The sequence below is a fragment of the Streptomyces sp. NPDC053750 genome (assembly GCF_044544295.1).
Lineage (GTDB): Bacteria > Actinomycetota > Actinomycetes > Streptomycetales > Streptomycetaceae > Streptomyces.
In genome coordinates, this window is sequence record NZ_JBITXB010000033.1 from 1 (window position 1) to 14,297 (window position 14,297).

The 14,297-nt window shown below is 69.3% G+C and carries 10 protein-coding genes; all 10 read right to left on the reverse strand.

Annotation, left to right across the window (positions count from 1 at the left end):
• Nucleotides 1-91: 91 nt before the first annotated feature.
• Nucleotides 92-2,335, reverse strand: coding sequence for a hypothetical protein (locus ACIGO6_RS39485; RefSeq protein WP_399885274.1), 2,244 nt, complete (start codon nucleotides 2,333-2,335; stop codon nucleotides 92-94).
• On the reverse strand, nucleotides 2,335-4,953 hold the full coding sequence (locus ACIGO6_RS39490; RefSeq protein WP_399885276.1) for a hypothetical protein: 2,619 nt from the start codon (nucleotides 4,951-4,953) through the stop codon (nucleotides 2,335-2,337). Before ACIGO6_RS39490 ends, ACIGO6_RS39485 begins: the two co-directional genes overlap by 1 nt.
• Nucleotides 4,953-5,354 (reverse strand): hypothetical protein, encoded by a 402-nt coding sequence (locus ACIGO6_RS39495; protein ID WP_399885278.1) that lies wholly within the window; start codon nucleotides 5,352-5,354, stop codon nucleotides 4,953-4,955. Before ACIGO6_RS39495 ends, ACIGO6_RS39490 begins: the two co-directional genes overlap by 1 nt.
• Before the next feature lie 79 nt (nucleotides 5,355-5,433).
• Nucleotides 5,434-6,549 carry a hypothetical protein gene (locus ACIGO6_RS39500; protein ID WP_399885280.1) on the reverse strand — a complete coding sequence of 372 codons (1,116 nt, stop codon included), beginning with the start codon at nucleotides 6,547-6,549 and terminating at the stop codon, nucleotides 5,434-5,436.
• A complete protein-coding gene (locus ACIGO6_RS39505; RefSeq protein ID WP_399885282.1) occupies nucleotides 6,546-7,889 on the reverse strand; it encodes a ParB N-terminal domain-containing protein in 1,344 nt (447 codons plus the stop codon). Before ACIGO6_RS39505 ends, ACIGO6_RS39500 begins: the two co-directional genes overlap by 4 nt.
• Before the next feature lie 36 nt (nucleotides 7,890-7,925).
• The gene (locus tag ACIGO6_RS39510; protein WP_051852121.1) at nucleotides 7,926-8,906 is read right to left on the reverse strand and encodes a replication-relaxation family protein; all 981 of its coding nucleotides are present in this window, start codon (nucleotides 8,904-8,906) and stop codon (nucleotides 7,926-7,928) included.
• Between the two features lie 50 nt (nucleotides 8,907-8,956).
• The gene (locus ACIGO6_RS39515; RefSeq protein WP_399885286.1) at nucleotides 8,957-11,443 is read right to left on the reverse strand and encodes an ATP/GTP-binding protein; all 2,487 of its coding nucleotides are present in this window, start codon (nucleotides 11,441-11,443) and stop codon (nucleotides 8,957-8,959) included.
• Nucleotides 11,444-11,474: 31 nt separating this feature from the next.
• A complete protein-coding gene (locus ACIGO6_RS39520; protein WP_399885288.1) occupies nucleotides 11,475-11,960 on the reverse strand; it encodes a hypothetical protein in 486 nt (161 codons plus the stop codon).
• A 223-nt stretch (nucleotides 11,961-12,183) separates the two neighbouring features.
• Complete coding sequence (locus tag ACIGO6_RS39525; protein ID WP_399885290.1) at nucleotides 12,184-13,641, reverse strand: peptidoglycan DD-metalloendopeptidase family protein; 1,458 nt, start codon at nucleotides 13,639-13,641, stop codon at nucleotides 12,184-12,186.
• Nucleotides 13,634-14,023: a hypothetical protein gene (locus ACIGO6_RS39530; RefSeq protein WP_051852122.1), complete on the reverse strand. Its 390-nt coding sequence runs from the start codon at nucleotides 14,021-14,023 to the stop codon at nucleotides 13,634-13,636. The genes ACIGO6_RS39525 and ACIGO6_RS39530 overlap by 8 nt, the downstream gene beginning before the upstream one ends.
• Nucleotides 14,024-14,297: the final 274 nt, after the last annotated feature.

A 14,297-nucleotide genomic window follows, 5' to 3' on the forward strand; every position in this document is an offset into this window, starting at 1 on the left:
GGCTGCACACCTACAATCACCACCGCGGACACACCGCGCTGAAGGGCCAACCACCCGCCAGCCGCGTCCCCAACCTCACGAGGCAATACACCTAGTAGTCGGATTCCGTGCACAGGACATCCTCGACGGGTTTCCCACCGAGCTGGGTGATGCCCCGCGCGGTGAGGGAGGCAAGGATGCTGCTGCGCTCCGCGGCGGTGTGGCACACGATCCTGCTGGGGGCCTCGGCCCCGAGCAGGTCGATGCCGTTTCGGAACATGATTTCGTTGCTGCCGCCCGAGAACTTGGCGATCTTCATCGGGTCCCGGGTGATCGCCCCCGCGTTGTAGTTGTGGTGCGCGGGGTTGATGGCGCCGTAATGGTCGCTGTTGTAGGCGTAGTAGTCGCTGCGCTGCATGAGTACGCTCGGGTCGTCCCAGATCAGTCGGCCCCCGCCCGGGGAGCTGGGCGTCTTCTTGACCCGCAGGAACACGCTGTTGGCGCCGCCGGTCATCTTGTCGGCCTGCTCGCTCAAGCCCAGTCCCCCGCCGATGCCCATCACGGCCCGCTTCTCCGTGGAGGCCAGGACCCCGACGCCGAGGAGACTGGCGAGATCGCCGCCGTTGAGGTTGTGGCTCAGTGACCGGCCCTTGAATGCGCTCTGGATCTCCGCCTTCTTGCCGGTCACATCGAAGCGGGACCAGGTCAGCCACTTCCCTCCGGTGGAGGGCGTCGGCTCGTAGCCCGGGCTGGCCGCGAGTTCCGCGCCGCTGGAGAACCCGGAGGCCTTCGCGACGGCGTCACGGACGACCTCGACCTTCATCGGCAGCACCTTGTGGGATGCCTCCAGGTGGATTCTCTTCATGGCCGTCTGCAGCGCGTCGCTGTCGAGCCCCATGAGGGACTCCATGCGCTGGTGCACGATCTCCTGGACCTGGAGATCCTGGAGTCCCTGGGCCGTCTCCATGGCGGCCTTCATGCCGGCGGAGCCCTCCAGCCCCTGGGCCTGGATGTTGTTAGCCAGGTACGTCCACTCGCCCTCGGCCGCGGTCATGGGCTTGTTCATCAGGTGCAGTTGTTCCAGCCGATCCACGAGGTCCTTGCCGTGGCCGGCGCCCGCAGGGGCGTGGACTTCAAGCTGTCCCCGCAGCGAGAACTCTGTGTTCGCCGGGTCATTGTCCTTGTAGGGACGGTAGACGGCCTTCCAGCCGTCGCCCATGTCGATCTCGTACTCCGTGCCTTTGGCGGAAGAGCGGCTGACACCGTCCCAGGACGTCTGCCCGGTGGCCGGGTCGAGGTTCGCCTGGATCCTGCTGGCCTTGCGGACCGTCGCGGCGAGCGTGCCGGGCTCCGGATCCCCGTCGGGCACCGGTATCTGCTTGGTGACCATCTTGGTCGCGGTGACCTCGTAGGCGTCCATCCACGGCATGACCGACCCGCCGTTGTCGATCTTGTCCTTCACGACGTCCAGCTGGTCCATGTAGTGCTGGGCCATGGCTTTCTCGTCGTCGCTGATCGAAGGGTCGTTGAGGACGGCGGAGACCGCGTCGACGGCCGCCTGGTGCTTGGCGATCGACGCGTCCGACATCGGCAGGCTGCCCTTGAGCTTGTGCTGCACGGAGGTGATTGCGGTCTTGGTCAGCTCGGCCAGCTTCTTCTCCTTGTCGAGGTCGAGGCGTTCCTTGACCTCTTCCTCGACCTGGATCTCTTCCATGTGCGTGCCGGGGATGCTCAGCGCGTCGAGGAGCTTCTCCTCGGCCTCCTCGGATATGTGCGTAAGCAGCACCTCCCGCGGGCCGTCCGGCGAGTCGTAGGCGACCAGGGTTGCTTCGGAGTTGATGAAGTCGTCCCCGCCCACCAGAATCGGCGTCCCGGTGGGCTCGCCCACCGGAGGCGCCGCTGGCACCGGGGTCAGCGGGGGGTCTGTCTCCTCCTCTTCCTCGTCGACCTCCTCGATGTCCTCGGCCTGGAGCAGCACGTCTTCCTCCGCCGAAGGCTCCTCACCGCTGCTCTGCAGCTCCCCCTCGGCGGACGCCTCCTGGGCCTCTTCCTCAGACGGCGCGGCGGCCGCAACAGGCTCGGGCTCGGATTCGGTGCCCAGGAGCCCATCGAGCTCTGCCAGCGGGTCCTCGTCGACAGGAGGTTCCGCAGGGGAAGCCGGCTCGACAACGGGCTCAGGCAGCTCGGGCACCTCGAACGCCGCCTCCCCCGAAGCCCCCGCGGACACGCCCGCCAGGTCGGTCCCCTCACCTGCTGTCGGCGCGCCGGTGATGTCCAACGGGGCGGCAGGGGCCTCGGCGAGCGCGGTGGGGCTGACCGCGTAACTCTGGTGGCTCGACTTCGATCCGGTTCCCATCAGCTACCACCGCCGTGCTTGAGGGAGGCGCCGGAGGGCAGGCCCAGCTGCTGGACGAAGAAGTCGGAGAAGTTCTCGCGCAAGTTGTTCTTCCTCTCTACGGCGTGGTCCAGGAACGCCGTGGCGATCTGGTCATGCGTGACCTGGGATTGCGGGATCTTCAGGGCTTTGGCCGCTCGGCTGCGCATCTGCGGGACCCAGGCCACACCGGTTTTGGCGCCCTCGTACGCGGTGGAGTGCAGGACGGAGCGCAGCTGTGCGTCCGGCATGGACTCGAACTTCTTGATCACCGGGTGTGCGGCGGCTGGATTGATCTTGACGCCGTTAGCAAGGCCGCCCGAGAGCGCCGCCTGATAGAGCTTCTGGTGGATGGGAGTGACCCCGTTGGGGTCGTAATTGACCGAGAGCTTGTCCGCACCGAAGAACTTGTACGACTGGCCGTGATCGATTTGCACCAGTCCTCCAGATGGCGTCTGGAGCCAGTTGTCCTGGTAGCCGTCGTGATCGCTGATGAGCCACGAACCCACGTGAGACCGCACGATGGTGTCCACCTGGGTCTGTGTCCACTGGCTCGGGCTGGAGGTGAACGGTTTGGCGCCCTGAAGCAGCGGCTGGACCGAGCCGGCTGTGCCGTCCTTGGTCTTGTGGTGGTAGACGGGCACCGACGGGACGCCGCTCAAGGCCAGGATTTGGGATGCGGCGGCCTCGGTGTGGCCCAGTGCGCCGCCATGGTTGTGATCGGCCTTGAACATCCACGGCGATCCGTCCGGGGCGGCATGGATGGTCTTGGCGTGTATCCCTCCGAGGTGGGACGCCGTCGTGCCGGCGCCGAAGGTCCAGCTGGCGACCTCCTTGGCGTCGACGCGGGCCGGCAGGTCCTGGTTGGTCGCCTTGGCATGCTGGACGGCAGCCATCATGGCCTGGACGTTGGCGTTGAACGAGCCCGGCTTCGGTGCCTTCACCGGCTTCGCCGCAGGCGCGGCCGGCTTCGCCGCCGAGCCGGTGCCCTTCGGCGGCAGATTGCTCGCCAGAGCCTGGACAGCCTCGTCCGACGCCAATCCGCCATCGGGCTTCGTCGAAGGGGCCGCGGCGGCTGCCGCCTTGGCGGCCTTGGCCGCCTCCTTCTTCGCGACGTCCGCGTTGACCTTGTCCTTGATGGCCTGCTGGTCGTACTTCTTGTTGAAGCTCGCGGCTATGTAGTTCTGGACCTGGGCACGCGTGGCCTTGGCGTTGTTGTCCATGCCCAGCTCGCCCGCGACGGTGCGCAGGTCGTCGAGCTTCTGCTTCGCGGCCCACGACTTGAAGTCGCTGGTCAGATCACCGGGGTGAAGGTACTTCCCCGGTCCGAGAGCCGGGTGCTCTGCGTACGGGGCGTCGCTGGCACCGCCTTGCTGGGTGTAGGCGTACCAGGCGTTCACGTCCGTCTGCATGTCCCGGACGTCGCCGGCGTTCTTCGCCCACGCGGCGATCGCCTGCGGCGCGCCCGGGTCGCCCGCCGGCGGCAGGTTCAGCGGCTGGTCGCCACCCGGAGCCATCGCGACGTGGGCGGCGTAGCCGGCGTCGAGGTTCGCCAGCTGCTCCTGCCGCTTGACCGCCAGAGCCTTGAGCGACTCCACTTCGCTCTCGGGTGTGCTCGGCCGCATCAGCGCCACGAGCTGGTGACCACCGAGGTGCATCGCCTCGGTCTCGCTCAGCTGCCCCGAAGCGAGAGCCTCCTGCACCAGGGGCTGGACGTCCTTCGCGTGCACGTGCGTGTGGTTGAGAGCTTCGTCGACCGCCGACTTGGCCTCGGCCTTGGCCTTGGTCAGGTCCGCGCCGAGCTCGGGACAGTCGGCCGACGCCAGCTTCTGCTCAGCCGCGAGCATCGTGTGCAGGGCCTCGGCCCTCTGTTCCTGCGATTGAGGCCCGTAGGTCTTCTTCGCCTCGTTCCAGGCGTCGATCGACGCGGTCACCGCATGGGCGGAAGAGGCGACCTCGTCCGGCGTGGCCTTCCAGGCGCCGCCGCTGACGGGCGGCTCGGTGCCCTCAATCTCGTGCAGGTCGGCGAGCGTCATTCCGCCGACCGTCTTGCCGGCGAGCAGCTCGTTGTACCGGTCGAGTGCGGCGGCCTGGATCTTGGCCTTGGACGGAATGTCGCCCGGGTATGCCGGGTCGAGCCAGTGGACCAGGGGGTGCTGGCCCTTGCCGGACAGGCCCACCAGCGCGGGGTGCTCGAAGCCCTTGGCCTCGGCGATCTCGCGCAGGTCGTCCTCGTCGAGCGAGTTCAGATAGGCCAGCGTCTGCGCCTTCAGCGCCTTGGTGTGGGCCTCGATCTCCTCGTCGGAGGCGCCCGCCTCCTTCAGCTTCTCGATGGCCTCCTGAGCCTGCTCGACCTGGCCGACGAAGAGGTCGTACCGCTCGACGGGATCCGTCGGGACCTCGTCTTCGGGGTCGACGCCGAACGGCGGGTCGGCGATCTCCTCCATGAGGTTCATCGCCACCAGGAGGTCGGCCTTGGCCTGGACCTCCTCGTCGGACATCGGCTCCGCGGGCGCCTCGGCAACCACGTCGTCCGCTTCGGACGCCGTGGTGGGCCCGACCGCGTAGGAGGCGTGCGAGGACTTGCTGCCGGTGCCCATCAGCCGTCACCCCTCGGCGGGAGCGCAGGGATGACCTCGGCGAGCAGTCCGTCCAGAACAAGGTCGGCTGCGTGCGTGAGGTCGAGCGCACCCTCCGGAACGTCGGCGGGCTCGAGCGAGCACGCGCCCCCGGACTGCGCGATCCAGCGCTCGATGTCCTCGCTGCTGGTGGTCTCGCCCAGGCGCTCGCGCCACGGATCGGCCTGCTCGTAGACAAGGGGGACCCAGCGCACGACCCGCTCGGCCGGCTGCCGGCCCTCGTCGAGGCCGAGCACGGCGACGGGGTCAACGGGGAGGCCGAGTGCGGGGTGCCAGACGAGCAGGATCCACAGGCGCCAGGCCGGAGCGGCCGGTGACGGCTCCGCCGTCTCGGCATCGGTGGGGTTGGGTTCAGTCGTCACGGAGGCTCCTCCCGAAGGTGCTTTCACCTGCTACAGGTGTGGGAGGAGCCGCCGGTGTGACAGTGCGGGCGAAGAAGTTTCAGCGGCTGGGCAGGAGCGAGGCCATGTACTGGACGGTCGCGGCGAAGGCGTCCTCGGTCCGGGCGTGGACGTCTTCGCGCCCGTTGGCGGTCATGACCGCGCCGTGCAGGGCGTATTGATGGGGGTTCTGGGAGATCAGGGTCAGCCTGGGGCCGAAGATCTGGGCCATCTCGGCGATGCGGTTGGCCCGGGACAGGCCGGTGAGGATGACCGGCATGTCGTCGGGGAGGTTCTCGGCCAGGAAGTGCAGGCCGGGCCGCTCCCAGCTGTCCCAGTCGGCGTTGTCGCGGACGGTCTGCACGTTGATGGCGATGCCGGCCGGCTGGGTGTCCTCGATCCAGGAGAGGTAGCGCTGGAGGTCCTCGAGCCGGAACCAGTACACGTTCGGCACGACGTTCACGCCGGCCTCGGCGAACTCCTGCGCGAGAAGCAGCGATCGGCGCATGTTGAGCAGGTGCTCGGTGCGCGGCCAGTCCCCGTAGATGCTGTAGTTGCACGAGAGGACCAGGTCCCACTCCTGCTCCGCGATCCGCTCGACGAGCCTGTCGCGGCCGCGGCGGGTCCAGAAGGCCTCGACGAGCGGGTCCTCGCCGTAGCCGACCAGCACGGCCTTCTGGTGGTCCCCGAGGGCGAGGGCCTGGCGGGCGGTCTGCTCGGTGAACCGCTTGTAGAGCGTGTGGGTGTCGGGCGAGAACACGCGCCGCAGACCGACTCCGTAGGCAGGCCAGTTCAGGCTGGCGTCGAGCTTGGTGACCGCGGAGCCGTCGGTCATGGGGATGAAGGCAGGCAGGCCGTCGGGCAGCGTGCTGTCGACGGTGATGTCGTCGAAGGTCAGGGTGCCGCCGACGTCCGCCATCCACCCGGCTATGTCCGTCCGGCTCCCGCACCGGATCGGGCACTTGCGGGTCACGCACGCATTCGCCGGAGCGTCCGCCTCGGCCGCCGAGCACCCGCAGAACCGGCAGTCGGAGTTCTGGCCGGTGCACAGGGGCTCGACGGCCGCCGGGCCGCCCCGGCCGTCGGGCCCGGCGTAGAAGGCGCAGCTGTTGCAGTCGCAGCCTCGGCCCGGAAGGGGCACGCCGACGGTCGGGATGGGCAGGGAGACACTGGTCATGCTGCTTCGCTTCCTTCGGTGGTTGCATCGTGGTCCGTCGCGCCGTCGGCGGTGGCGCCTTCGAGGTGGTCGTGGAGCTCGCGCAGGGCAAGGCGCAGGGAGCCGCGGTCGTACCGCGCGATCTCCTTGCCGGCCCGGACCTCGGCCAGCAGCCCGCGGATTCCGTCCAGGGCGGTACGGATCGTGTTCGACTCCACCGCCGGACGACTCGGGGCGGTGTCGGCCGGCGTCGCTTCTGCGGCGGCTTCCGCTGGCGCCGTCGGCTGCATCGGATGGCCCAGCTCAGCGATCTCTGCGCCTTCATCCGCGCCGAGGGCCGACGGAACAGCAGCGTCATCGCCTTCGTCGGTCTCCTCCTGGTCCTCAGCGCGGGTGGGGACCCGGGTGAGCTTCGCCCGGCGGTCGGCGTTCGCCGCGTCCTGCCGTTCCTCGGCTTCGGTGATGATCTCTTCTGGTCCGAGCTCGGGCTCCTCCAGGCCGACGTTCACGGCGGTCGGGAGCAGGTGGAGCCGCTTGGAGGACTTCAAGGCTGCCCAGATGCCCTCGGCAGCCTGTGCCCGGCCGTTGCGGAGCTCAGCGAATCTGATCCTCGTGTTCAGGCGGATCGCGGCTTCGTCCATCTCCTCGGTGAGGTCACGCGGCAGCGCGCGGAAGGCCCGTACGAGTTCACTGGCCTTGCGCTCGTTGAGCTGCAGCCCCAGGCGGTCCAGCACCTCGCTCCAGGGGGCGGCGCAGGAACTGTCGGTGCCGCGGATCTTCTCCAGGGCAAGGAAGCGTTCGGCCGGGTCGGGGATCGCGTAGACCTCTTGCGGCACGGGCTTGCCGGCCTTGAGGAGCTTGCCGACGAGGATGGCGCACCGCTGGTACAGCAACGCGGCGGCCTGCTCCCCGGGCCGGAGGGGCTCGCGGGCGAAGTTCTCGACGAAGCGCCACATGTGACGCTCCTCCTCGGACAACGGGCCCGGGCAGACCACGGCCGGCAGCGCCTGGAAGTGCGGGTTCTCCGGCCGGTTGACGGCGCCCCAGCGCATCGCGCGCAGGCGGCGCTCCCCGGTGACCAGGCGGATTGTCGGCGCCTTGCCGTCGACGAGGATCTCCTCGGCCAGGACCGGCTCCAGGAGGCCGATGACGGACATGGAGGAGATCAGGTCGGCGAGTTCGGACGGTGGCAGGGTGTCGGAGGGGTTGCGGGCGTGGGGCTCAGTGAAGGGGGCGCCCTGGCCACGTAGCGGCAGCATCTCGAATCGCCGCTGCCGCAGCTTGACGCTGCGGTGCAGGATCTCGGTGAGCCGGATCATGCTCCCGCCGTCCGGCGGAGCCTCGAACGAGGTACTGGTCATGGCGCTGCTTCCTTCAGGGCCGCGGGGAGCGGCCGGTCACTTCGTGGCGAGGTAGAGGTCGGTGGGGGCGGGCCGGGTGGCCGGAGTGCCGCGCAGCAGCGGGGTGAAGATCGGGGCGAAGGGCCCGTGTTCCTGGAGCTGCTGCAGGGTGGTGACGCCGATGTTGATGTCGCCCTTGAGCCGGCTGAGGCGGACGTCCGCACCGGCGCGCGTGTAGAGGTCCTCGGTGCGCGCGGCCAGCCGTTGCGGGCGCCGGTCCGGCTCCCCGGCCTTCGGCGGCGCCGCGTCGAGAACCACCAGGACCCGGGGAAAGACCGGGTAGTTGTACATCCACGCCGGCCTGGTCGCGTTCGGGGTGCGTCGCGTGCGATCCGCGCTCTGCGGGACGTACTCGTACAGCCGGCCGTACGCCTGCAGCTTCGCGGCGAGCCGCGCGGAGGTCATCGTGGCGCGGTCGAGTTCGACGAAGAAGCTGAGCATGGTGCGCCGCCCGTTCTCCACGTGCACGTAGTTGAGGACGGCGTCGCTGATGACGTGGTCGTCCTCGAAGCGTCGTTGGCCGTCGCGGATCCGGTTGGCGACTTCGGGGGTCCAGTCCAGCGGCCCGCACTCGTGCCCCAGCCGACGCGCCCACTCGACGAAGGCGACCCCGACCTCGTTCACCGCGAGCGTGTGCGCCTGCCGGGCGCCAGCGACGGACTCGGGCGTCACCCGGTACGGCCGCGCGGGCAGTTCGCCGGCCTCCTCCACGGACTCGGCGCCGGCTTCGGTGAGGAACCACAAGAACGGCTGGCTCTGCACCCGCCCGCGGCCGCCTGGCCCTTGGGCCCGGATCCGGTCGACCAGTCCGGCCTGGAGCAGCTCGGCGAGCTGCCAGCGCAGGTACACGGGGCGGGCCGGCCGCTTCTCGGGCAGGGTCAGCAGCACGTGCAGCTGGTGGGTGGAGAGCACCCGGTGCTGGTACAGCAACTCCAGGACCTCGCCGCCGATCGCGTGGAAGCTGCGCGTGGGTGACACGAAGCTACGCGTGGGCGCAGCCGCGGCGGCCGCCTCGACAGGGGGCAGAGTCATCCGAGCCTCGACTGGTTCTGGTGGGGGTTGATCGGGTGGACGTTGCTGGGGGCTTCCTCGGCCGGGTCCGGCTCCGCGCCGCTGATGACGGTGCCTTCCCTGTCGTGGACGCGCGGCCTTGCCGCCCCGCTGCCGGACACGGTGGCGTCGACCGGTCCGTCCGGGCCCTCGGGGTCGGGCGGTGCGGCCTCGTCGAAGTCGGGCTCGTCCGGCGGCAGATCGGCGCCGGCCGGTTCGTCGTCGTCCGGCGGAACGGGGAGGGTGACGATGAACCGGCGCAGCCGCGAGTCCAGGCGGCGCAGGTCGGTGAGGATGTCGCGGACCGAGCGCCGCTGCAGGTTCTCGTCGATGGCCCGCGCCAGCCGCTCCTCGTTCTGCGGCCGGTAGTAGTCGCCGTACAAGTCCTCCACCGAGGCGCCGCGAACCCGGAACGGGTCGGTCGAACCCGACTCGAGCGTCACGGACATCACGTAGCTGTACCGGTTGAGCTGGACGACCGTGTCAGGGGCGACCTTCTTGCCCCAGCGGCGGGTGACCAGCGTCGCCTCGTCGACGTCGGACGCGGTCGTCGACAGGATGGACAGGTTCTGCAGCAGGCCCTGCCTGGTAGTGGCGCTCAACCGCTGCGCCATCTGCGTCATGGCGAGCAACTTCACGTTGTACTTGCGCAGCTGCTCGGTGATCTGGGCGAGGGTGCCCTTCGATGCGCCGTCCACGCTGGTCAGCTCGTCGATAAAGGTGTAGAAGTCGCGCCGCTGGTCGGGCGGGGTGTCCCGCCGCGAGAGGCCGGCCCGGAAGAGGTCGTAGATCAGCAGGGAGCTGATGATGCGGTCGACGTCGCCGGTGCCGGCGGGGCAGACAAAGACGATCTTCCCGGTGTCCATGGCGTGCCGGATGTCGTACGTCGACCGGCTCGACCCGAGGAACGCCTTGATCGCGTTGGAGGAGGACAGCCGCTCGATGATGTTCGTGACGACCGGGATGGCTTCCTTGCTGTAGCCCGGGAAGACGTTCTCCCAGAAGTCCCGGATGTCCTTGGGCAGGTACTGCAGCACGTTGGTCCGCCAGACGGCGTCCGTGAGGATCGTGCGGATCTGGAAGACGGTGGGCGCCAGGTCGGGCCGGCCGGCGCGGCAGACGTGCCACGACAGGTACACCAAGGACTCGACCGCGCGCGTGAGGATGGTCTTCGCACGGCCGGCCGAGTCGGACCAGTTCAACGCCGCGGCGAAGCCGGTGACGATGTACTGGACGATGTCGGGGATCTCGGACTCGCGCCGGCGCTCCATCGACAGCGGGTTCCAGGAGCCGACCATCTTGTCGAGCTCGGGGCTCGTGAGGTCGATCTCCCAAATCCGGTCGGCCAGTTCCTTGTGCGCCAGGTACGGCCGGGCGCGGGTCCAGCCGTCACCATGGGGATCAAGGAAGAGGACGCCGAACCCGCCGTGGGCGATCGCGATCGCCTGCACGAGCGACATCTCGGTCTTTCCGAAGCCGGACTTGCCGAGGAACAGGGCGAAGAGCAGGTACTTCAGCGGGACACCGGCGAGGCGCTCCCCGCCGCCGGACTTCGCCACCCACCCGAGAGGCAGCAGACCGCGCTGTCCCGTCCACGTCGGCAGCGCTGCGGGCGGCGGCGGGACTACTCCGCCCGAGCGGGCGATGTTCGGGGCCATGTTGTGCTTGGTGGGCGGCTTGAGCAGCCCGGCGATCTCCTGGGCGGTCACCCAGGAGTGCCGGCGCGGTACGAAGAGCCCGGTCTCGAAGCGGCGGTCGAACCTGCCCCGGTAGATCCAGTGGTCCGCCCGGACGCGGGTGACTCCGAGGTGGAGACCGACGGGGCGCAGGTGGTTGTCGCCGGACCACGGCTCCAGGGCGGCGAGGACCTGGTCCAGCAGCATCCGGGCCCGGTACTCGTCGCGAGCGCAGGTGCGCGCGAGCAGCTGCATGGAGAAGACGGGCTCGGCCCCGGGGACGAGCTTGCCCATGGCGGCCTTCATGTCCGTGATGCGGTAGGTGGTGCGCTGTTGGTGGTGTTGCCGCTGCCGTGCGCCGCCACCCTGGTTGCCTTTCATCTCGGTGGCGATCTCGGACATCACCGCGCCGAGGTCGAAGCCGAACCGGTTGGTGCGCTGCTGGGGCATGCCGGGTATGGCCGGCCCGTCGGAAGGGTTGCGGCGGGCCTGTGCCAGCAGGCGCCGGCGGCGGCTGCTGACACGGTTCGGGGAAACGGGCACGAGGTCCAGGACGACGTCGGCGCTCTCACCGAGGTCCTCGCGGACGTCGGCTACCGCGTTGGCCAGGGCCTCGAGCGGATCCGGGGTGAGCGGCACTTCGCGCAGGGCGAGGTGGTCGGGGAGGGCCAGGGCGAGCTCGGCGCGGGCGTAGTGCATCTCCCGGGTGGCCGGCCTGCCGCGGCCGTCTGTTTCCGGCTTGGCGAGGTCGACCGGTTGGGCGACGGTCGTGTCTGGTGCGATGGTCATGATCTACCTGTCTGTGGTGAGCGTAGGGGCGTCAGGAGCCGAGCCGGATCTGCGGCCGTTCGCGCGCAGCCCGGCCGTCGGCTTCCACCGGCCGCATCTCCACCTGGGCGTAGCCCTGATGGCGCAGTACCGACATCGCTCGGTCCGGGCCCTCGACCCTCATGGACAGCGATCCGTTGGAGCAGGTGAAGCGGACACGGAGGGCGCTGGTGCGGGTCGAGGAGACGAGCCAGCGCGACACGCTCTTGTGCGCGCGGGCCATCTGGTGTCCGAAGCGGATGACCTCTTCAGGCTTCGGGTCGAAGCCCGTGGTCGGCAGCACCTCCAGAGTCGTTCGCTTGGCCATCGGGCCGCGGGACAGGGCCCAGCGGACTGCGGCAGCGCCGCCGCCGGCAGCAAGAGCGAGCAGCGCGACCCACCAGGCGTTGGCCATCACCGAGTCCGCCAGCCGCTCGGCGTGACCCGGAAGGTCCCCGATGAAGCCGATCGCGCCGTCGACGAGGTCGTTCGTGGTCATCGCCCACCGCCCGAGAACGAGGCGCGCGGCGGCGCCGCGGCGGCCGGAGCGGGCACGGGGGGAGTCGGGAGCACGGCGGCACCTCCAAAGAGCAAACGGGCCTTTCACCTGCTACAGGTGTCGGGATCCGGCTCGGTGTGACACTCCGCTCCGAATTTCTTCGCGGTGTTGCGTCGGTCGGCGTCACGGCCCCTTGGAGGGGCACGTGACGCCGGCTGAAGGGTCAGATGTCGACGCCGTGACCGCGGAGGTAGGCCAGCGGGTCGATGTCCGATCCGTACTCCGGTCCGGTGCGGATCTCGAAGTGGAGGTGCGGACCGCTGACGTTGCCCGTGGCCCCGGAGTATCCGATCCGGTCGCCGCCCTTCACCTTCTGGCCCACGGAGACGTTCAGCGAGGACTGGTGCGCATACTGCGAGTACTTGCCGTCCCCGTGCTTGATCACCACCTGGTAGCCGTACGCGCTGTTCCAGCCGGCCGTCACCACGGTGCCCGGGCCCACCGCGCGGATCGCGGTCCCTGTGGGCACCGGGAAGTCGATCCCGGTGTGGTAGCCGCTCGACCACATCGACCCCGAGACCCGGTAGCCGGTGCCGATGTGCTTGTCGGCGACCGGGGTGACCCACGAGCCCGAGGTGCTGCCCGAGCCGGGCTCGGTGTAGATGGGCCGCTTCATGATCAAAATCCGGCCTTTCCAGAACGAGAGGGGCTTGATCCGGACGCGGGCACCGGTATGCGGCGCGTCGATCACCTCCCCGCCGCCGATGAACATGGCGACGTGCTCCGGGCTGGAGGCGCTGCCGCCCGAGAAGAGCAGGTCGCCGGGACGCAGGTCCTTCTGCGAGTTCACCTTGGTTCCGATGTCGACCTGGTCGTACGTGACCCTGGGGAGGTTCACGCCGACCTTGCTCCAGGCGTACTTGACCAGGCTGGAGCAGTCGCACCCGTTGGAGCCCTGAAACGGGGGCTTGCAGTTCCCGCCCAGGACGTAGGGGGTGTTGTAGGCCTCCTTGGCGCCCGCCACGACCTTGGCCAGACCACCGGACGTCTTGCCGTCCATCGGTGCGGACCACCGCTCAGCCCGGTCCCGGATCTCGCGGACGTACTTGCGCGTCTCCTCGTACGGCGGGATCCCGCCGTACTTCTTCACGTTGTTCCCGCCGGCGTTGTAGGCGGCGAGCATGTTGTCGACGACGTCACCGGGCACGCTGCGGATCTCATCAGCGAGCTTGCAGTCGTAGGCCACCATCGACGGAACCGCGTCCTCAGGGTCCAGCGGGTCCGCACCACCCTTGTTGTTGGCGTCGATGCCTTCGGTCGCCCAGGTGGAGGGGATGAACTGCGCGATGCCCAACGCGCCGGCTCCGCCGTCGGGCGGGTTCTTGCGAAAGTTGGACTCCTGGTAGAGCTGGGCGGCGATCAGCGAGGGAGTGACCTCCGCACAGCCGTACCTCGACACGGCATCGAGGATGATGGGGCGCAGCCAGTCGGGTATCTCTTTGGTGTCCGACAGGCCGCCGCCGAATCCCGCGTTCTCCAGTGCGTCGCTCGTGTTGTCCTCACCGATCGCCGACGACAGGGCCAGCACGGCGCTGATGATCAGGCCGAGTCCGAGCAGGGAGGAGACAAGGCCCGCGATCAGCACCCGTCGAAGGACCTTGGACTCGCCCTGCTCAGACATTGGGCAGCCCCACGACACGCCAGCTGCCGTCGGCGCCGCGGCGCAGCTTGAGTGCCACCTGCTCTTCGGACTCGGTGACAGGCCCCTTGGCCGGCGACTCCTTCAGCTTGTAGATCACGCGCGCGAAGCTGGAGTCCTCGCTGGGGGCAGGCGCTCCGTCCGGCAGCGACACCCGCAGAACCGTCACGGTCACCTGGACCTGGCGGTCCTTCCAGCTCAGCCACTGCTGCGTGCCGGCGCTGCCGCTGGTGTGGGTGCGCAGGTCCTCGGCGAGGTCCCCGGCGGCGTAGGCGGCGGCACGCCTGGATGCGTCGTCGAACGAAGAGTCCCGGCCCGGCCGGGCGTCGTGGCTGGCCCATGCCGTCGTGAAAGCCCGGGCCACCTCGTCGACCGGCGCTGGAACCGGCGCCGGGTCCGGGTCCGGGGAGGGTACGTCATGAGACCCGGACGGTTCGGCATTGGGCGAGGCCTCGGCTGGGGGTGTGTTGTCCTTGCCGTTCCCGACCGCTGCGCTGGATGGCGCGTTCGTACGCGGAGCCGATCCGGAGCTGGCGGGACTCTCACCTCCACCGAGCCCGAGGAGCAGGGCGACACCAACAGCTGCCAAGACAGCCGCAGCCACGAACAGCGCGATCGTCCCGCGCTGAGCACGTACA